Origin of the sequence: Bifidobacterium sp. (assembly GCF_022647885.1) — a bacterium.
Lineage (GTDB): Bacteria > Actinomycetota > Actinomycetes > Actinomycetales > Bifidobacteriaceae > Bombiscardovia.
Genome location: NZ_JALCLM010000001.1, coordinates 1669749 through 1690205 on the forward strand (window position 1 = coordinate 1669749; position 20457 = coordinate 1690205).

The following is a 20457-nucleotide window of genomic DNA, read 5'->3' on the forward strand; positions in this document are numbered from 1 at the left end:
TCCGGGAACACTTGGAGCGGTTCCAGTATGCGAATTTCACGCTTGGCTACTTGAGCATGGAGCAAAAATCAACATGCAATTGCGAGGAAAAGAGAACATGCAGTAATAGCCAGCAACTGTGATGATGCTAGTGTCCAAATTACTACTATGTCCGCATTCACCATGCTTCATACCGTTTTTCTGGCAGACCACTCAGCTCTAGTGATTCGACGGACATCTTCATCTCGGTAAACTTCCCCTGGCAAAAGCTCCATACGAACGTGGTGCATCGTTCCTGCGTATGACAAACCACACTTTTGCATCACACGTTGTGACTTGATGTTTTCGACATCATGTCTAGCCCACATTGCACGTAACCCCAGATCAGCAAAACCGTAGCGCAACAGCTCACGAACTGCTTCAGGCACTAAGCCTCTCCCCCAATAAGGTTTAGCAATCCAATAGCCAAATTCACACGCCTGCGGTTTGTTACCTTCGCTATTCATCCCAGAACCATAGCGGTTACCGTCCACTTCTGTGGAAGTAAAAATCACGGTGCCATATGACAAGCCGATCGAACCTATAGGCTCGTCGTTGCCTTTCATAGTAATAGCGAAGGTGTTGGGCACAGCCAATACTGTACGTATAATATCGGCACTTTCCTGAGAGCTGTTATGTATGCTCCATCCTGCAGATGGACCAATTTCAGGATTGGAAGCGTAGCGATACAATACTTGTGCTTCCAATTCGTTATCAACTTTCCAAGGTCTGAGCACTAAGCGCTCTGTTTGCAGCACTGTCATAAAAAATTTCCCTTCACCGGCACATAGCGTCATACCGCATGTTCGATATTGCACCCTCAACCGTGCAGTTAGCATCAAGCTGCTTTGCGTTGTGGCTCTTCATCATGGATGCGTTGCGGTTCCGCTTTACCATCAATGGCGTCTCCATCAACGATAATCGTCTCAACATCGCGCAGTTCAGGTAATTCAAACATCGTTGATTCTAGAGTTTTCTCGATAATTGAACGCAAACCACGAGCACCAACTCTACGATTCAATGCAGTCCTAGCGATGCGCGTTATAGCATCTTCAGTAAACTGCAACTTCACACCATCGCTTGCAAACAGCTTCTTGTATTGCTTCACCAAAGCATTCGCAGGATCCGTGAGAACATGCTCAAGTTCCTGCTCACTGAGTTCATGAAGAACACTCACTACAGGTAGTCGACCTATGAATTCAGGTAGTAATCCAAATTCTGAAAGGTCATCGGCATCTACCTCGTTTAATAACTCTTCTGTATTTGGTTGCAGCGTATGCCATGAGGCACCAAAACCGCTTGCATGTTTGCCCAGACGTTGTTCGACGATTTGATCAAGTCCCACAAATGCGCCACCACAAATAAACAGGATGCCCCTAGTGTCGATTCGTGCGGTCTCCTGATCACGATGCTTACGCGTGCCTTCCAAAGGCACACTGGCGATTGTTCCCTCAAGTATTTTCAGCAGAGCTTGCTGAACTCCTTCACCACTAACATCGCGCGTTATCGAAGTATTCTCACCTGATTTTCGTGCGATTTTATCGATTTCATCGATATAGATAATGCCATGTTGAGCTCGATCAACATCACCGTCAGCCGCCTGTAACAAGCGCTGTAGCACCGTTTCAACGTCATCTCCAACGTAGCCAGCCTCAGTAAGAGTCGTCGCGTCAGTAATCACGAAGGGAACATTCATCACTTTGGCTAAGGTTTGAGCTAAATAGGTCTTTCCTACCCCGGTAGGCCCTAATAACAGAATATTTGATTTCGCAACTTCTACGTCGGCAAAATCATCATATTGCTGCGACCGCGACTTATTATCTATCTGTTTAACTGATTGTTGCAATTCCAGATTGACGCGCTTGTAATGATTATAAACAGCTACGGCAAGTGTCCTCTTGGCATCCTGTTGCCCAATAACAAAACGGTTCAAATAGGCGAATATTTCGCTAGGTACTGGCAGTTTTAACGCATTTACTTCGACGTCATGTTTGCGTTCTTCCGAAATAATATCAACACACAGTTCAATACACTCGTCGCAAATTGCAGAATTTGGACCAGTAACCAGTTTACGAACCTGATGCTCCGTTTTGCCACAGAACTCACAACGTGGGATGTCCTCGTTGTAGCTGACCACACGTCCCATCTGTCCTCCTGAAGCCTCTTATAAAAAACCCGTTGCTCTGCACACTATTGTGCACCGAGCAACGGGACATGCATATAACGACTCTCGTCGTCTGCACAGTACCTACGCCATCAGTCAGAGGTATGTTAACTGATAACAACAGTAAGTACTGTTAACAACAGTCTTATAACCTGACTACTTCCTGTTCTCCAAGACCTCGTCAACAATGCCATATTCCTTGGCTTGTGCCGCTGTGAGGATGGTATCCGTCTCGATATCCTTACGAATCTTTTCTACAGGCTGACCAGTGTGATGAGAAAGCGTGTTTTCGAGCCACTCGCGCAGGCGAAGCATCTCTTTCGCTTGAATTTCAATTTCGGTTGCCTTGCCGAAATCTTGCTGCATAGCAGGCTGGTGAATCAAAACGCGAGCATTAGGCAGCATAAGACGTTTACCAGGAGCTCCTGCCGCTAGCAGTATAGCTGCTGCGGAAGCAGCTTGGCCCAAGCATACAGTCTGCACATCAGGCTTGATGTATTGCATCGTGTCATAAATGGCAGTCATGGCGGTCATTGAGCCACCAGGCGAGTTGATGTAAATCATCACATCACGATTTGGATCTTGGCTTTCCAAAACGAGCAACTGAGCCATAATGTCGTCTGCAGAGGCATCATCAACCTGTACACCCATGAATATGATGCGATCATCGAAAAGCTTGGTGTATGGGTCCTGGCGCTTGAAACCGTACGGCGTTTTTTCTTCAAACTGAGGAAGAACGTAACGATTTTCAGCGGCGATACTAGTAATTCCACGCGCTCCGGCAAGTCTGTCGGCGCGTGCAACGAACTGGGCTTCTTGAGATGCCATCTCGTCACTCTCCCTTCTGGGCGTTCATCGTGCCTGGAGTAGTCACAATTTTGTCTACAAAACCGTATTTCAATGCAGCTTCGGCAGTAAACCAGTGGTCGTACTCATTGTCACGATAGATTTCCTCGACCGTATGACCTGTCTGTTCTGCAGTCAGCTGGGAAAGGGTTTTCTTCATATCCATGATGAGTTCAGCATTGATGCGAACATCTGTTTGTGTGCCGCCCACACCACCGGATGGTTGATGCATAAGCACACGGGCATGCGAAGTAATAAAACGCTTGCCTTTAGTGCCACTTGACAACAGAAACTGACCCATGGAAGCTGCCATGCCCACAGCCACAGTCGCTACATCAGGCTCAATGAGTTGCATAGTGTCATAAATTGCCATACCTGCAGTAATCGATCCACCAGGTGAATTGATATACAGCCAGATATCCTTGCTCGGATCCTCTGCAGCAAGCATCAACATTTGTGCACAAATGACGTTGGCGTTGGAGTCCTTAACCTCATCACCGAGCCAGATAATGCGATCCTTAAGCAAACGGTTGAAAATCGGATCGGTCGGCGAGAACGATTCGCCCTCAGCCAGAACCGGTGAAGTTGCAAGAGAATTGCTCACCGTGTCTCCTTCTATGTGTGGTTATGTATTGAGCGTACAGCCCAGAATCGACGCTCTAGGCGGCTTTGCGCTCTCGGCTATGCAAAGGCCCCAAAGACCCACAAATTCATGGGTTTTCGGGGCCACCAATTACGCGCTCGGTAAACTACTACTCTGCCGAAGCCTCGTCGTGGTTATCGGACAGCTGGTCAGCAACCGCTGCTGCTGCGGAAGCCGCCTCGACGCTTTCTTTTTCCTCTTCCTCAGCTTCATCTCCGAGGAACTTCGTCAAATCAAGCACATTGCCTTCGCTGTCTTTGAAAGTCACTGCACGCATACCTGCGAGCAGACCCTTTGAACGGCCTACTTCTTGCACGGCTGAACCGAGCTGACCGTTGTTGACAATGGCATTGATGAAATTGCTGGGATCCATGCCGTACTGCTGCGCAATAGATGCCAAGAAGTTCGTCACATCAGCCTGGCTTACCGTAATCTTGAGCTGCTCAGAAAGTGCATCAAGCACAATCTGATCGCGCAGTTCCTTTTCAACGGCCTCTTCAGCTGCAGCCTTGTCTTCTTCAGGAGCCTGAGGATTATTCTGAGCGTTCTTCTCGCGCTCAGCAAGCATCTCTTCCTTAACGCCCTTAGGAACAGGGATTTCAACGCCCTGTTGCAAACGGGCGATAAAGGCATCTCTGGCTACCGTGGCCTGACGGCCTTCGGCATCGGCTTCGCTCTGCTTGCGAACATCAGCTTTGAGTTCATCCAAAGTATCGAATTCTGATGCTTCCTGAGCAAAATCATCATCAAGCTCTGGGAGCTCTTCAGACTTGACAGAGTTCACTTTGACGGTGACTTGAGCTTTCTCACCCTCATGCTCACCCGCTTCAAGTGTGCCTTCAAAAGTGGTTTCTTCTTCTGCAGAAAGACCGTCAAGAGCTTCATCCAGACCGTCAAGCATGGTTGCTGAACCGAGCTGGTAGCTGACGCCTTCCTGTGAATCTACAGACTCGTCACCAATCTTGGCATCCAAATCAATGTTGGCATAATCGCCCTTAGTCGCAGGACGGTCAACACTTACCAAGGTGCCGAAGCGCTGACGGAGTGCTTCTAGACGAGTGTTGACATCTTCATCAGTGACCTCAGGCTTAGCAACCTCAATCTCCAAGCTTTCCACTGCTGGAAGCTCGAACTTCGGACGAACCTCAACCTCAGCGGTGAACTTCAGCTTAGTGTCGTCAGTTGCAGTCTCAGGAACTTCCTTAACATCCAGCTTTGGCTGAGCCATTGGATGAATTTCCTTTTCAGCAAGTGCCTTTGAGTAGAGTTCAGGTACACCACTGTTCACTGCCTCACTCACAACAGATCCGTAGCCAACACGCTGATCAATAATCTTTCCCGGTACGTGTCCCTTACGGAAACCTGGGATGTTAACCTGCTTCGCAATTTCCTTGCGAGCCGCATCCAGATAGGGATCAAGTTCCTCTTGATCGGCGGTGATTGTAAGCCTCACCTTAGTGGGCTCAAGATTCCTAACGCTGATTTTCACGCTGCGCTCCAATTCATCACATTCTGTATTCTGCCTCAAGGCAACCGTTACATGATAGCTCGACTTACGGACTCTGCAATTAGCCTAATCTGCCAATTCCTAGCACCTTGTTCGGCAAGGAACTCAGCCACGTCGACATGTTCGACATCTTCGACCCAACACAAGTTTCGTAAATACTGTGGTTTGATAATCACATCAGATGGCGTCCGCGTGTCCACCGCTATCTGATTCACCACTTTACGGACTCTTCCCAGTCTGTCGAAACGCTCAGGGTGACGTTGCTGCCACAATCGCATTGAACGAGGCGCATTTCCATCCTCGCCGTGACTGTTTTCACTCCTCCGCACAGGTAATACTGGCAACTCGTCATCCGAGAGGTTCAGAGCTTTGGCAATTGCCTCTTTCCAAACTACAGGCTTTACCATGCGCTGAATCGGCGCATACCTCTCAAACATTTTGTCTTGTTCACTCCCTGTATGGACCCGCACGCGTTGATTGAGTAACCGTATAGATCGGAAAGTTCGCAAATTACGAGGTTTAATTTTTGCTGCCTCGATTATGCCTGCATCTGAAAGCAGCAAACTCGGAGATATGTCATATTGCTGTGCCATCTCATCTCGAACTGTCCATAATTCCTTAACCACTGCTAGCCCGCGGCGGTCACGATGCAAATCTGTGATGTGTGACACTCTCAGCCAAGGATCTTGACGCGGAATCTTCGGTGCTAGCCCCCGCTTGAGTAGCCATGCAAATTCTTCTTGAGCCCATGAATCTTTACCTTGAGCTTTTAACTGCGCACGCATACATGATTCAAGGTCGATGAGCAGCTCCACATCCAATGCAGCATAGTTGCGCCAATCTCGGGGTAACGGCCGATACGACCAGTCAGCAGCTGAATGTTCCTTTGCTAATACCAATCCAAGATAATGTTCTGTGACTGCAGCCAGCCCAAAATGATGTGCGCCCAACATTCTTGCAGCCAGCTCGGTGTCGAAGAGCGCTTGAGGCTTCATACCTAATTCAGCATATCCAGGAAGATCTTGTAATGAGTCGTGGATAATCCATGTAGCGGAGCCAACTGCAGTATTGAACAACTCCCAAGACACCTCAGTATCTCGTAAAGCTATTGGATCAACCAAGGCGATACCGGCACCTTCACGTTTAAACTGCACTAGCCAATCCTCATGGCCATAGCGAAAACCCGAAGCCCTTTCGGCATCTGCTGCGACGGAACCCTGCGCTTGTTCAAAATGCATACACATCTGGCGAAAAGCGGCCGGAGTATCAATAACTTTCGGAACTCCAAGATGAGGTTCAGCCAACAACCGCGGCTCTTGATTCTCGCTGAGCAATACGTCTAACTCCTTGATTTCGGATAACTACCAGCACTACTCGGTGGATGAGTCCGTTACTGATACGACGCCTAAAACGCCATATCCCTCAAATACTGAGCCCACATTTGCACCTGTAGATCAGCTTCGAGCCCATGCGACTCTACGCCCGCAGGCGTCCATGATACCCGTATTTCACAGCTACAGCTTTCTTCCTGCTCAATGACACCAAATGACTGGTTCTCACTTACAGTGACAGTTCCACGCACACTGTCTGTCTGCACGCTGGTTAAATGCGCCATCATCTCATCGAGGAACATACTTGATGTGAGCGAATCATGCTCTTGTATTACTATCTCTGTACTAAAAAAAGCAACACACCGCCATTGAGAATCCCATTCCAAACGTGGCTCGCTCGAGTACAGAATCATAATCCATCCACTCGGGCGATGAGTTGGTGCCAATGCTTGTGGAATATTGGGATGTTCAGGGTTTGCACTACGCCGATTTTGAGACTGGAGATTCGAGGATGGAGTACAACTCAGTTCTACTCCGATACCGAAATCCGCCAGACTGGCAGGTACACGAAGCTCATGATAATCGATGGATTCCACTCTATCCATGTGGTGCACAGACTCAACGGCATACCAGAGATCATCAGGCACATCGTCAGGTCTGATCAATGAACAGTCAGTCTGGTCAAAACCACAGTGAGAAACAGATGCATCATGCACTGGAATGGTAAAAATCTCGGCCATATACCAAGATTATGTGCACATCAGTCACTTTCGTAGTAATGACACCACGCATAATTTTTCTTTTGTGGATATAAGCGTTCGTAAAGTGCCAATTTTGCTCTGTTTGGGAGGTGCTACCCGTTTGTGTAGGGATTTTTTTAGTAACGGCGACTATCACAAGAATTATTCAACGCTATTCCGCCATTCTTGGACTCAACAATGCGAATCGTATTTTCTAATCCCTACACAACCGAAGGTTCATCAGCCATCAGCAGCATATACGGTGTCTCATCTACAAATACAGGCAGGATTTGCTCAGCTTGCTGGACTGGCTGATTCAATACACCAAAAAACCGTGGCTCTCGAACTGTTTGACTACCCGTTGCTTAAGCGCCGCTGATGGCCCTTTAGCATCTTCCAACGGGTAAGGTATGCGCATCTCATGCCACTTTGGTCGACCAAGCTGATGGAATCCCAGCACATCGATATGCTCGATGACATCACCAAACTGCTCACAAATCTGCGCGACCTTCTCAACATTCTCTACTGAATCTGTTAGCCCTGGGACTAGTACAAAACGAACCCAGATTTTCACGCCTAAGCGCGACAGACGATTACCAAAATCAATAGTCGGCTGCAGCACGCCACCTGTCACTTCTTTGTAAGTGTCTTCATCGCCTGATTTCACATCTAATAAACACAGGTCAATATCCTGGATCATCTCATCGGTATAGTTTCTGTTCAAAAAACCAGAGGTATCAAGACACGTGTGTACGCCCATTTCTTTTGCTGCTCTGAACACGCGCGACACGAAGGCCGGCTGCATCATTGATTCTCCACCAGAGAAGGTGATACCACCTCCTGTTGCTTTGAATAAGTCCTTATACCTATCAATCTTATTAATCATTGCACTCAGATACACCGGCTGACCATCGCGCATCTTCCATGTATCAGGATTTTGACAGTATTGACAACGAAGAGGACATCCACTCATAAATACTGTCATACGCGTCCCTGGACCATCAACGGACGTATTGATATCCCATGAATGTACAAAACCGATATCGCCATCTTTAAGAGAGCGTAAGCGATCGCGTCTATCCAGCCCGATTGGAGACTCGAAACCGGAGAGTCCGCCCATCAGCGTTTGTCGCTGATATTCCCTCGATTCCTTGAGCATGTGAGGTTTGGTCGTGTGAAACTCCATGACCTGAGACATCCTTGTCCTCCTCCTCAATTGCGTACGGGGGCGGGACTCTAAGCCCCACCCCCGTACGATGATCAGCTAATATTTAGCACTAATATGCAAGAATCAGTCGCTAACTGCACCTTGATGGAAGGTACGGGAAATCACGTCAAGCTGCTGTTCCTTGGTGAGCTTAACGAAGTTCACTGCGTAGCCTGAAACTCGCACCGTGAGATGCGGGTACTTATCAGGATTCTCGACGGCATCCTCAAGCTGTTCCTTACGAAGCACGTTGATGTTGGCATGATACAAACCATGACCATTACCGGCATCAAGAATGCCTACCAGATTGCCGATTCGCTCGTCTTCGTCACGACCCAAACCATCTGGTGTAATGGTGTTGGTCAGTGACACACCATCGAGTGCATCGTTGTAATCAATCTTGCCAACTGAGAACATCGAAGGCAGCATACCATGCGAATCCATACCATTCTCTGGATTTGCACCTGGAGCGTATGGTTCACCCTTCTTATGTCCGGACGGGAAGGAACCTGTGTTGTGCCCATACTCTACGTTCGAAGTAATCGTAAGGATGGACTGCGTTGGGACAGCTCCACGATATACAGGAAGTCTCTTGACCTGATTCATCACTGTGCTGACAACCCACTTAGCCAAATCATCTGCACGATCGTCATCGTTGCCATACACCGGGAACTCGCCTGCAGTCTTGTAACCAACGATTAGATCGTCGGCACCCTTCTCACAGAACTCCTTGGTACCTTGTGCGTCCTTGTTGTAGATCGGGTAGACCTTAGCGTACTTGATAGCAGAAAGTGAGTCGGCAGCAATAGACAAGCCAGACATACCGCAACCCAGTGTGCGATAGACCTCTTTGTCATGTAGAGCCATCTCAATGGATTCATAAGCATACTTATCGTGCATGTAATGAATGATGTTCAGTGCCTGCACATAAGTTTCGCTTAGCCACTGCAAAGCTTTCTCGTAGTTGGCCTTGACCTTTTCAAAGTCGAGCGTGCCGTCTTCATTCGGAGTAATCGGCTCAATGTAACCTTCGTCGATAACTCTCATGCCGGTCATTTCGTCGAAGCCGCCGTTGATCGCATAGAGCAAAGCCTTGGCGCTGTTGACACGAGCCGCGAAGAACTGCATCTGCTTACCGACTCTCATCGGGGACACGCAGCATGCAATGGCTGCATCATCACCCCAGTGTGCACGAATTTCTTTATCTGATTCGTACTGAATTGCTGAGGTATCGATTGAGATACGTGCGCAGAAACGCTTATATCCTTCTGGCAGTTTTGGATCCCAGAAAATAGTGATATTGGGTTCTGGGCCAGGTCCGAGATGTTCAAGAGTCAAGGTGTTGAGCAAACGGAAGGAAGTCTTAGTGACCATCGAACGTCCATCATCACCAAAGCCAGCATCAGACCATGTTGCCCAGTATGGGTCACCGGAGAAGATGTTGTCGTAGTCCTTGGTACGCAGGAAGCGAACGATACGCAGCTTCATCACTATATTGTCGATGATTTCCTGTGCGTCAGTCTCGTTAATCAAACCGCTCTTGAGATCGCGCTCAAAATAGCAATCAAAGAAGGCGGAAAGACGACCGATAGACATTGCAGCACCATCTTGGCTCTTCACTGAAGCAAGGTAGCCCATGTAAGTCCACTGAACTGCTTCCTGAGCAGTTTGTGCAGGTCGACTCAAGTCCAGACCATACTCCTGACCAAGCTTTGCCAACTTCTTTAAAGCTTTGATCTGCTCGTCGTGCTCTTCACGGAAGCGAATCCAATGCTCAATCTCAGGCTCGGTGAAATCGTTCCTATACGGTACAGAATCTTTATCGCGCTTTTTGAAAGCAATCAACGCATTGACACCATACAGCGCAACGCGGCGGTAATCACCGATAATGCGGCCACGTCCATATGCATCTGGAAGACCAGTAAGAATTTTGTTATGTCGAGCAACTTTAATTCGCTGAGTATATACACCAAAAACACCATCGTTGTGGGTTTTGCGGTAGCGAGTAAATATCTTCTTGATCTCTTGGTCTGGCTCTTTACCAGCTTCGACAATCGCTTGCTCAACCATGCGCCAACCACCATTTGGCATCATTGCACGCTTGCATGGCACATCGGTTTGCAGACCTACGATGACGTTATCCTGTGTTTCGCCTGCTGCTTTACCGTCAATGTAACCGGCTGCGAAAGCATCAATATCTGCTGGAATATGCGTTTCAACGTCATAAACACGTTGTTTACGCTCAACTGCCAGATAATGCTCGTCCAGGTAGTTCCACAAGGACTTCGTCTTCTCAGTTGCGGGAGCAAGGAAGGATTCATCACCATCAAACGGGGTGTAATTCTTCTGGATAAAGTCTCGAACGTCTATATCATTCTGCCAGTTACCCGCAGTAAAACTCTCCCATGCCTTAGCCTTGAGATCATCTTGCGAGACGGCTGTAGATTCAACTGCTGTCATAGACACTCCTTGGTATTATTTTTCAGTAGACGCTTCTTCACGTCGCTGTATTTGTAATTGTACAGAGCACAGCTGGGCAAGCTCTGACAGTAAATAGTGAGCTTGCTCACATTCAGCGCAACGCATACGAGAATTGTGTATTATTTAGCGCTTTTCCATTTGCGGTCTTGCTCTTCCCACTCTTTGTTACGTTGCGCAACAATTTTCCAAGCGTTTAAAGCATCTTCCTCAGTGGCGTATGGCCCCATTCGCTGACTTATAGGAGATTGCGGCCCAAGTTCAGCCTTCTCGGTGACGGTGTTGAAATACCACTGCTTATCTGATGTATTCATAACTCCCCTTTCACTACCACTGCATTTGGGTAACACCGTGTTTCAGGAACATGGTGTTTCACTTACATCGCATTACGTGCTGTCATTTGCAAGATTGTCCCTATTTGCTGGTGATTTCATCTCATCACACAATTAATCGAATTGCAGTTCCCTGCCAATTCAATCAACAGCAGTACAGATGCGCGCACTCAAACTATTCACGGAAAGCATTGGTCACCGGCAATCGCCTATCCCTACCGAAGGCCAAGGCGGTCACCTTAGGCCCCATCGGGTATTGCCTACGTTTCCATTCGGCTCTATCGACTAAACGCATCACTGTATCTACGGTTTCCGGATCAAAACCGTCTGCAAGCAAGTCAGAACGCCCGTGAGCATGTTCGATATAAGCCGCCAAAACTTGATCTAACAACTCATATTCAGGCAGAGAGTCAGAATCTTGCTGACCAGGACGAAGCTCAGCACTTGGAGGTTTTCGGATAGAATTCTCTGGAATCGGTGGCTGCTCGCCATGCTCATCTGCCCAACGATTGCGCCAACGCGCAAGATCCCAAACTCTGACTTTGAGTAGATCTTTTATCGGCGCATAACCTCCGACTGCGTCACCATAAATGGTGGAATAACCACAAGCTAACTCAGACTTATTGCCGGTTGCCAGAGCTAAGAGGCCTTTAGCGTTGGAGTAAGCCATCACTATCACACCTCTGATTCTTGCTTGAAGATTTTCTGCGGCGACACCTTCAAGATGGAGCTGTTGCTGATAGGCATTGAACAATGGCTCGACCGGCTGAATCTCGTAATGTGCTCCAAGATACTTTGCCAAATCTGCAGCATCATCCTTAGAACCAAGGGAAGAGTACATACTTGGCATAGAAATACCCCAAATATTGTCACCGCCACAAGCATCTGCTGCCATTGCAGCTACCAAAGCTGAGTCAATACCACCTGACAAGCCGAGGCAAACCCCAGTGAAGTGATTTTTAGCCATGTAATCCTTCAAACCGAGCACACATGCTCGGTACACTTCTTCATCAGCGTCAAGCGTTGGACTGACAACGGAGAGCGGGATTGTGGAAACAGCACTCTCAACATCGCTGGTATTCAAAGGTAGGTGCCAGTAACTCAAATCCTCACAGAATTGTGGTGAATGTTCAAGTAGCTCGCCGGCAGCATCTACTACAAAACTACCTCCATCGAATACCAAATCATCTTGGCCACCAACCTGATTGAGATAGATCACAGGTGCATTCACTTCTTTTGCGCGACGGATAGCTAATTCTTGTCGCACATGTCCTTTGCCTTCTTCATATGGTGAACCATTAATAGTGAGCAACACGTCAATATGCTGTTGCGCCAGCTGTGCAACCGGTCCACCGTCCTGCCATATATCCTCACATATAGCCACTCCAACACGAGCCCCATGAATCTCAAGGACCACACACCGCTCCCCTGGTGTGAATATCCTGAATTCGTCAAAAACTCCATAATTGGGCAGGAAATGCTTGTCATAGCCAGCCCAGACCACACCATCATGTAGTACTACTAAACGATTTCTCGGCCGATCATGTTCTCGGTCTGTGCCAACAGTACCTACAATGACAAAAATCTCTGCAAGCCCTTCTCTCTTCAAGCGCTTTGCCAGATCATTCGCTGTCTGCCAGGCCGCCTTACGGAAGGTGGCACGGAATGCTAAATCCTCGATAGGATAGCCAGTAAGCGTCATTTCAGGAAATACGACTATCTGTGCACCCTGCTGTGAAGCAAGCCTGCTCTGCTCGAGAACTTTGTTAGCGTTGCCTGCGAGATCTCCCACACACGTGTCAATCTGGGCTAAGCCAAACAGAATTCCGGATGATGATGATTGTTGTTCACTGCTTGTCATAAATCCATCCTAAGCCCGATGCTGGAATCAGTATCTAAGACAACACTCGGCAAAATCAGTACCCTCACACGAGATTACTGTCGCAGCATTGGCAATATTCAACTCAAATACTGCAAGAGAATTTCAGCTGTCGAGGTATAAAAACCTACTGCGGTCGGTAAACAGTCATCTAATCCAAGGAATTTTGGACTATGCAAATTATGGTGCCCAGGCCGTCCGTTTGAACCTACGAATGCAAACACCGCTGGAATTTGATGTGCATAATCTGAGAAGTCTTCACCAGCCATGCTCGGTTGTATTTTTTGCAATGATGCATACTCTCCGACATGACTTGCTACCAGTGTGCTCAGTTGTGGATCTCCTACAAGCGGATTACTAATATCCTCCCAATCAACCTCTGCTGAAATACCGTATCCTTCACTGATACCAGCAATTTGTGCACGAAGACGGTCACGGAGAAGCACTTTATCTCCTTCCGTGAAGAATCTAGCTGTCCCCATAAAACCAGCTTCCGCGGGGACCACATTCCATACACTGCCCCCATGTACCTCGGTAATGGACAACACTGCAGAGTGAAACGGCGAAGCGTTTCTGCTCACAATAGTTTGCGTAGACAACATCATCGTAGCCATTGCTTCCATAGGGCCTGTTCCCTTATGTGGATATCCGGCATGTGTGCCTTCGGCGTGCAACTTGACTGCAAAGCGAGCACAGCCAGCCATCATAGGTTCCGTACCAATCGCAATTTGACCTGGGAGATAGTCAGGATTGTTGTGGATCCCTGCAATTGCTTGCACACCCTCGAGCGCTCCGGCTCTCATCACGGCCTGCGCACCTTTACCAATCTCTTCAGCTGGCTGGAATATCAGGTCAATAGTGCCTTGCAATGATTCGCGTCTGCTATATAGATCGAAGGCAGCTCCTAGTAAAGCTGTCATATGAAGGTCATGACCGCAAGCGTGCATATACCCTATATTCAAAGAATGATCAGGATATGAGGATTCTTCGACAACCGGTAAACCGTCAATGTCAGCTCGTAATGCAATATGCGGCCCTGGCCTTCTGCCTGTGATACGAGCAAATACACCAGTGTCGAGATTCACTCTGCGCAACTCAATACCGTGGTCATCCAACTGCTGCCTGAGGTAGGCACTAGTGTCGTATTCTTTGAATGCCAACTCAGGATGTTGATGAAGATATTTGCGAATCCCCAATAACTCCGCCATATTAGAGGAGTTGTAGTCTCCCCTATCAGCATTCTCAAGATATTCCCTGCTCATTGTTGCTCCTCTATCTACTGACCTGATCTCTTTAAGGGATTGTTGCACGAAGTTGTGCCCCTTCTGCTTATGCCCCTTTTACTTATTGCTTCGACATTACCTGTTATGCGTCTTTGGTAGGTAAATGTCCGTAGATGACGGCTGATAATCTCGATATATCAGGTGACAACGTCAACCCAAGGAGCAGCAGCATGGTCGCTCATGTGAACACCAACTCACCTATACAGGCAGCATTTTTCGATATTGATGGCACACTCACGAGTTTTAATACGCATTCCGTACCAGCTTCGACCATAATCGCCTTGGGAGATCTCAAAGCCAGAGGAGTGAAGATTTTTATCTGCACTGGTCGAGCTCCTTCCCAACTGCATGCAGCGCAGCGGATGATACCTGTTGAATTCGATGGATACATCACGTTGAATGGCCAATATTGCTATGACGCTAGCGGATTTGTAAATGAGCTGACTCTGGATCAGGAAGATATCCGTCTATTTATTGATTATCTCCACAACCACCCCACTCTTGTGAGTAGTTTCGCAGAGGTGGACTACACCTACTTCAATCAGGACACCCAAACCTTACGAGATGCATGGGCTGTATTAGGTAAGAGCGCACCGGATGTTCAAGTAGACAATGTGGAACGTGCATTGCAGCATCCGACGTATCAGATGAGCCCTTTCATTCATATCGAGCAGGAGCAGGAAATCGTCAGCAAATTGCCACACACCACCGGCGTGCGTTGGCACAGGGCTTTCACGGATTTGATTCCTGCTAACGGAGGTAAATCGAGAGGTATCCAGTGCTTCATCGAACATTTGGGTTTGAAAGCCTCAGAAACCATCGCTTTCGGCGATGGCGGCAATGATGCCTCAATGCTTGCCTTCGCTGGAATTGGAGTCGCGATGGGCGGCGCTACGCCTAACGCCAAAGCTTCTGCTGATTACATCACCACTGAAGTCGACGATGACGGCATTCTCAATGCTTTACGCCACTTTCACGTCCTATAATTGCTGACTTTTCAGTTCTGTAGGGATTTCTGAATATAACCAATAGAAAGATTTCTGAGAACGTTGAAATTTCAACGTTCTCAGAAATCGGATAGACAGACTCTGCCAGAAAATCCCTACACAAACGCAAGCGCATAGGGATTAGCGGGTCTTACTCAGTGTGAATCGAACATTATAGTGATCACATTCTCACGAAACCTACCTAAACATGGTCTTCATTGCTGACAACAGTACTTTCGGGTTCTTTTCATAGTGGTGCAATGAAGTAAGCCGGTCGCTCGGAATCCCCAAGAATCGATAGACCGCCACTTGTGCGCAACGAATTGAGTATTGCTCGGTGAACACCATGTCGAATGGCATATGGGCGAATTGGCTAATAAAAGCAAGATTCCGTGAATGCCTCGGCACCACTAAAGGACGATCTACAACTGATCGCTGGTTGAATAACGCGCTAGCGTAAGGCATATGTGCTGGCACTACGTTCACAATAGAGTCCATAATCTCATCGTGACGCTGTGCAATTCCTGAAGCTCTTGTATCAGCATGAGCAAGCAACGCAAGTGTTTCCTCAAGCATTTCACGACCCGTCATCTCAATAAAAGGCTTCTTTACGTATACGCCCGACTCACGAGGATTAAGAGCATATCCCCAGAACACACCTTCATTTTCCTTTTGAGCTTTGTAATGTGGCTGATGATGCACCACCAGAGAAAGCAGTTCTGGACTATCAATAAAGGTATTCAACGCATTGCCTGGACGTTGCTGAGTAATTGCAGCTATCTCATTAATCAACAGATGCGAGTTGGTGGTGACAGTAAAACTCGTCCACTCGCTTTGTGAACGATCCCCAAAGAATTTGTCAGGATGTCCTAGATCATAGAAATGCTCAGCAGCTTGCTTCCACAATGCTGCACTCGGAGCATAACGCATATCTTCTGTAATAGGTGTATCTAAATCACCCAAGGAAGCACTATCAGTGATGGAACCGTTGGTATCAAATACCAAATCTTCAGGGGCAACATCAATAATGCCTTCATCCCCCTGTTGCTCACCCGCAACGATGCGATATTCCAGACCAGTTACCAAAATCTCATCTCGTAACGCGGAGTCTTTGAATACAAACGAGGTAACCATCATGTTGGTAACGAAATGCACACCCTTGTCTTCAAGCCATTTGCGTAACGGCAGGATGAGACTCTCATACTGGTTGTAGGGCGTACGCGTAACCCCTTCGAGCGTATTAATACGGCTGAATTCCAGAATCATACGATTCATATAACGTCGTAATTCCATAGCAGAACTACATTTTTTGAAGGCGAATGTGGTCTCCCACATGTACCAAAAATTCGTTCGGAAGATGTGCGGACTGGATGCAAACCACTGTTCAATACTGATGTCGTTGAGTTTGCGCTCATCAGATTCCGGCATCATCATTAATTTGCTAAGCAGCATTCGATCGTTGTTGTTGAACTGCATATGCTTGTAATCATTGGCATCACCCTTATTTCTGATGCCTTGAGAAGAATCGATTAATCTACCAACATCATGAGTTGGATGTGCGTGATCGAAACGAAGAATTTCCTCAGTAACGCTCAAACCTGGTGTATCTAATGATGGGATGGAAGAGAATAAGTCCCAAAGATTCTCATAGGTTTCCTCATTGAGCATGCGCCCACCGCGGTTCACGAAACCTTGGTTACGCTGAAGATCTGAAATGCCATATTCTCTGGTGAATTCCTCAACCGCGTTACCATCATTGGCACCGTGGTCGTCCAAACCCATAATAGTAATTTGACTCCCTCTCCAATAACCGTCGCGAATTAAGTACGCTGCTGCTGCGAGATTGCCAATCCCTGCACCAATCATGTAAGCCCTAGCCATTGCGCTGACCTTCCTTCTGAGAATTCTTCTATGAATTCCCTTCACCGATGAAACTTCACCGCCCCAATCATGAACCTCAACCACTCTAACCCCGATAATCCTAAGTCTGCAGATGGCGCAAGCATCTTTTCCCATCAAGCGCAGCGAGTCACCATGCTGAGCATGCATGGAACCATACAACTGGGCGACATACGACAAGTGGGACTCAGGTTTTCCCTGAGCCCCACTTGTTTGTTACCTCGCACACATTATCGCGTACTGATCACCTCGTACAGATTACCTAGTACAGATTTCAGTGCATGCGTTTACGAATAATCACCGTAATTGTGACACCTGTAAGTAACAGCAAGGTAGCAACTGCCATCAGAACAGAACTTTGCGCACCTGTAGTCGCGAGCGCATCCGTCTTCTTGGATGCCTTACTATTGCCGGCATTGTTCTTGGTATTTCCCTTGTGCTGCGTGTTGTTGGATGTAGTAGGAGTCGATGTGTTGCCTTTGTCAGTACCAGGTTGAGTTGAAGCATCGCTTTGAGTTTCTACAGAAGCCACGTTCTGGCCAGTAGTAACCTTCACCACATTCCCCTTGGTATCTACAGTGACTTTAGCGCTGTATGCGGCAGCAAGATTGATTCTTCCCCAACCCTCGCTCGAAGCATCGAGGGGGTAACCGGAGTCGATCTCTGTTGATGCTAGAACTTGCTTCAGCTGTGCGTCGCTTAAGGAGCTGTAACCAGCAACGTTGCGTAACAGGTTAACCGCTGCGTCGGGAACAACTGCAGCTTGTCCCGTTTTACCTGTCTGGGTAAAACCGTAGGTCATCCGTGATGTGTAAGCAGCAATTGCGCTCGTTGTATCAGTTACAGTCTTCGTTGAAACGCTGTCTGTGAAGGAGTTTTGGTAGCCCTTAGAGCTCTTTGCATCTGTGGCAGTGATGCATGATTCCAAGGTGTCACCATAACCGTCAGCTTTGCATCGCGAAGTCAGATAGCTGACAAGCTCTTGACGTGCTGATTGTTCTTCTGCACTCACACTTTGGTCATTCAGTGCAGTTGCTACACCGTACTGACCAGCAATGTGTCCGCCCATAATGTCGAGTGGATAATGCACGCCGAGCACGATACGGTTGTTGCCCGCCTCAGATACACGAGTCATAATTTGGGTGCCAAATTCAGGCAGAATGCTGGCCAGTCCAGCTCCCTGAGTGAAAGCGAAAGTGGTGTGACCAGATGGGAAAGAACCCGATGATGCGAGGCCGTCATATTGACCTTGTTGTTCATACGCAGCCACCTTCTTAATTCCCAGCGTCTGTTGCAAACCGTTGAGATTAAGCGTTGTGCCATTGTAATTCACACGATCTACGTATGGGCGTGGGTGCGAAAAGGCGGTTTTGGCCTTGCCGGTGCTAGCTGAAGCGCTCATATCTTTCAGATAATCTGCGGTCTTGGAGAGCTTGCCACCGTTAATGCCTTCCTCATAATAATTACCTATAACAGTTCCTAGGGCATCATGAAGAGTCTTCTCTGAGTTCATTTCTGCATCAACCACGGCTCTGGCCTGCTGGTCGTTGGTACCATTAGCTGTTTCAGTTGCCGCTTTATTGTTGATTGACACAGTCAAATCATCATCGTGCTTCAACACGCTGCTACCTGCTGCAGTAACACCGACACCTGCCTGCCAATATTTACCGAAATCTGCAAGCAATCCAGTTATCGCGTCCGTGCTGGACACACTCACTGAGGGTTTGCTGTTACCGAAGGAGATGCTGAGAATATTCTGCTTGTCTGCGCTCAACGTAACTTTGGCGCTGTATGCCTTAGCAAGATTCAACCGTTCATAACCATTTGATGATGAATCAAAAGGATAGCCTGAATCAATTTCACTTGCTGCCAAAATCGCTTTGCGCTGTGAACCCGTCAACGTGGGGAAAGCTGTGAGAAGCAAGTTCTCTGCACCCTCTGGAACTACGGCTGCTTTACCTGATGCACTGGTTTGATTAAAGCCGTAAGTCATGCGTGCTGTGTAAGCAGATATTGCTGAAGCACGATCTGTGACAGGCGTGGTTGAAACAGCGTCAGTGAATGTATTGGTGTATCCATTGGCATCATTTGCCCCAGTTTTATCGATGCAATCCTGGAAAGTATCGCCGTAACCCGCAGCTTTGCACTGTGCGGTCATATAGTTAAGCAGCTCTTCTCTAGCTGGCAGCAGTTCGTCATTGCGGAAGTTTTCATCTGACCACCGTGAGGTATTCGCCGCTTCCCCGTTGATACGTCCACCCATTACATCGAGTGGATAATGCACTCCAAGAGCAATACGGTTGTTACCAGCTTCTGAAGCTCTAGTAACAATTTCGGTGCCTAATTCAGGCAGTAATGTAGCCAGACCGATTCCCGCAGAATATGCATAGGTGGTATGTCCCGAAGGGAATGCTTGTGAAGGCGCGGCAAACATACTTGCATAGCTTGCACTGTGCGTCAGCCCTGTGCTGGTATCTGTCCAATCAGCAATACGACTGATTTGCAGCTTTGACTTCAAACCGTTGAGGTTATTCTCCCCACTCATAGAACGGTTTTGTCTGTCCTGAGCAACAGTGAAGAAAGGACGTGGATAATTGAAATATTGCTTTGCAGCACCTGTACCTAGATAAGTGGTTACCGTCGCAGTTTTGCTGAATAGTAAAGCATTGGTTTTGGGCAATGATCCATCATTAAGACCATTCACCAAGAATTTGCTCAGAATCGGACCAAGTGCATCTGAGTATGTCTCTTTAGCATTCTGATCCGCATCAATTAAGGCTCGTTGCGCCTGGGTGTGTGTGCCATCCACTGTTGCCGTGCTACTGGCAGTAGCGTTATTAATGCTCTCTGTCAGTGTGTCGTTCTTTGCCAGCACACTTTTGCCTGCTTCACTGACACTACCGCGGTAGACATCGTTGCTTGCGTTGCTTGCGTTCGCCTTAGGCGTCCACCAATTGTTATATTCACCCAGAAGGGTAACGACATTCGGTTTATTACTGTCTGACGTATAACTCGTTGCGGCTTGGGCTGCAGTGGCAGGTACTAGCGTGGCCAATGCAAGCACAGAAGCAGACACGAGTTTCAAAGCTCTCTTCATGTGTTCTCCAAATGTGTTCATGATTCATCAACCCTCGAGAACGTGCG

Annotated in this window: 15 protein-coding genes; 1 reads left to right on the forward strand and 14 read right to left on the reverse strand. The window is 47.8% G+C overall.

What is annotated here, in order from left to right; genetic code table 11:
* Window positions 1–167: 167 nt before the first annotated feature.
* From LKI20_RS07120 to LKI20_RS07175, 12 genes are all read right to left on the reverse strand, one after another.
* Window positions 168–782 (reverse strand): GNAT family N-acetyltransferase, encoded by a 615-nt coding sequence (locus LKI20_RS07120; RefSeq protein ID WP_291772128.1) that lies wholly within the window; start codon window positions 780–782, stop codon window positions 168–170.
* Window positions 783–856: 74 nt separating this feature from the next.
* Window positions 857–2164, reverse strand: coding sequence for an ATP-dependent Clp protease ATP-binding subunit ClpX (gene clpX, locus LKI20_RS07125; RefSeq protein WP_291772130.1), 1308 nt, complete (start codon window positions 2162–2164; stop codon window positions 857–859).
* Window positions 2165–2338: 174 nt separating this feature from the next.
* Window positions 2339–3010 carry an ATP-dependent Clp protease proteolytic subunit gene (locus tag LKI20_RS07130; protein ID WP_291772133.1) on the reverse strand — a complete coding sequence of 224 codons (672 nt, stop codon included), beginning with the start codon at window positions 3008–3010 and terminating at the stop codon, window positions 2339–2341.
* A 4-nt stretch (window positions 3011–3014) separates the two neighbouring features.
* On the reverse strand, window positions 3015–3632 hold the full coding sequence (locus LKI20_RS07135) for an ATP-dependent Clp protease proteolytic subunit (protein WP_291772136.1): 618 nt from the start codon (window positions 3630–3632) through the stop codon (window positions 3015–3017).
* A 148-nt stretch (window positions 3633–3780) separates the two neighbouring features.
* A complete protein-coding gene (tig, locus tag LKI20_RS07140; protein ID WP_291772138.1) occupies window positions 3781–5160 on the reverse strand; it encodes a trigger factor in 1380 nt (459 codons plus the stop codon).
* Between the two features lie 47 nt (window positions 5161–5207).
* The gene (locus LKI20_RS07145) at window positions 5208–6422 is read right to left on the reverse strand and encodes an HRDC domain-containing protein (protein ID WP_434734950.1); all 1215 of its coding nucleotides are present in this window, start codon (window positions 6420–6422) and stop codon (window positions 5208–5210) included.
* Between the two features lie 161 nt (window positions 6423–6583).
* The gene (locus tag LKI20_RS07150) at window positions 6584–7249 is read right to left on the reverse strand and encodes a DUF3000 family protein (RefSeq protein ID WP_291772146.1); all 666 of its coding nucleotides are present in this window, start codon (window positions 7247–7249) and stop codon (window positions 6584–6586) included.
* 316 nt (window positions 7250–7565) lie between these two features.
* Window positions 7566–8435, reverse strand: coding sequence for a pyruvate formate-lyase-activating protein (gene pflA, locus LKI20_RS07155; protein WP_434734911.1), 870 nt, complete (start codon window positions 8433–8435; stop codon window positions 7566–7568).
* Between the two features lie 105 nt (window positions 8436–8540).
* On the reverse strand, window positions 8541–10916 hold the full coding sequence (locus tag LKI20_RS07160; protein WP_291772151.1) for a formate acetyltransferase: 2376 nt from the start codon (window positions 10914–10916) through the stop codon (window positions 8541–8543).
* A gap of 140 nt (window positions 10917–11056) precedes the next feature.
* A complete protein-coding gene (locus LKI20_RS07165) occupies window positions 11057–11248 on the reverse strand; it encodes a hypothetical protein (RefSeq protein WP_291772154.1) in 192 nt (63 codons plus the stop codon).
* A 193-nt stretch (window positions 11249–11441) separates the two neighbouring features.
* Window positions 11442–13127, reverse strand: a complete 1686-nt coding sequence (locus tag LKI20_RS07170; RefSeq protein ID WP_291772157.1) for an NAD+ synthase — start codon at window positions 13125–13127, stop codon at window positions 11442–11444.
* A gap of 98 nt (window positions 13128–13225) precedes the next feature.
* A complete protein-coding gene (locus LKI20_RS07175; RefSeq protein ID WP_291772160.1) occupies window positions 13226–14407 on the reverse strand; it encodes a M20 metallopeptidase family protein in 1182 nt (393 codons plus the stop codon).
* A 191-nt stretch (window positions 14408–14598) separates the two neighbouring features.
* Here LKI20_RS07175 and LKI20_RS07180 point away from each other — a divergent pair, with 191 nt between their 5' ends.
* Window positions 14599–15414 (forward strand): Cof-type HAD-IIB family hydrolase, encoded by an 816-nt coding sequence (locus LKI20_RS07180; RefSeq protein WP_291772163.1) that lies wholly within the window; start codon window positions 14599–14601, stop codon window positions 15412–15414.
* Between the two features lie 198 nt (window positions 15415–15612).
* On the opposite strand, the gene LKI20_RS07185 is transcribed toward LKI20_RS07180, so the two are convergent.
* Window positions 15613–17463, reverse strand: a complete 1851-nt coding sequence (locus tag LKI20_RS07185) for an oleate hydratase (RefSeq protein WP_291772165.1) — start codon at window positions 17461–17463, stop codon at window positions 15613–15615.
* A gap of 124 nt (window positions 17464–17587) precedes the next feature.
* On the reverse strand, window positions 17588–20410 hold the full coding sequence (locus tag LKI20_RS07190) for a phosphatase PAP2 family protein (RefSeq protein ID WP_291772167.1): 2823 nt from the start codon (window positions 20408–20410) through the stop codon (window positions 17588–17590).
* Between the last annotated feature and the right edge of the window lie 47 nt (window positions 20411–20457).

Coding starts and splice junctions, on each gene's coding strand:
- LKI20_RS07120 (WP_291772128.1), bottom strand. CDS start 782: ATGACAGTGCTGCAAACAGAGCGCTTAGTGCTCAGACCTTGGAAAGTT.
- clpX (WP_291772130.1), bottom strand. CDS start 2,164: ATGGGACGTGTGGTCAGCTACAACGAGGACATCCCACGTTGTGAGTTC.
- LKI20_RS07130 (WP_291772133.1), bottom strand. CDS start 3,010: ATGGCATCTCAAGAAGCCCAGTTCGTTGCACGCGCCGACAGACTTGCC.
- LKI20_RS07145 (WP_434734950.1), bottom strand. CDS start 6,422: ATGTGTATGCATTTTGAACAAGCGCAGGGTTCCGTCGCAGCAGATGCC.
- LKI20_RS07150 (WP_291772146.1), bottom strand. CDS start 7,249: ATGGCCGAGATTTTTACCATTCCAGTGCATGATGCATCTGTTTCTCAC.
- pflA (WP_434734911.1), bottom strand. CDS start 8,435: ATGGAGTTTCACACGACCAAACCTCACATGCTCAAGGAATCGAGGGAA.
- LKI20_RS07160 (WP_291772151.1), bottom strand. CDS start 10,916: ATGACAGCAGTTGAATCTACAGCCGTCTCGCAAGATGATCTCAAGGCT.
- LKI20_RS07165 (WP_291772154.1), bottom strand. CDS start 11,248: ATGAATACATCAGATAAGCAGTGGTATTTCAACACCGTCACCGAGAAG.
- LKI20_RS07170 (WP_291772157.1), bottom strand. CDS start 13,127: ATGACAAGCAGTGAACAACAATCATCATCATCCGGAATTCTGTTTGGC.
- LKI20_RS07175 (WP_291772160.1), bottom strand. CDS start 14,407: ATGAGCAGGGAATATCTTGAGAATGCTGATAGGGGAGACTACAACTCC.
- LKI20_RS07180 (WP_291772163.1), top strand. CDS start 14,599: ATGGTCGCTCATGTGAACACCAACTCACCTATACAGGCAGCATTTTTC.
- LKI20_RS07185 (WP_291772165.1), bottom strand. CDS start 17,463: ATGCATGCTCAGCATGGTGACTCGCTGCGCTTGATGGGAAAAGATGCT.
- LKI20_RS07190 (WP_291772167.1), bottom strand. CDS start 20,410: ATGAAGAGAGCTTTGAAACTCGTGTCTGCTTCTGTGCTTGCATTGGCC.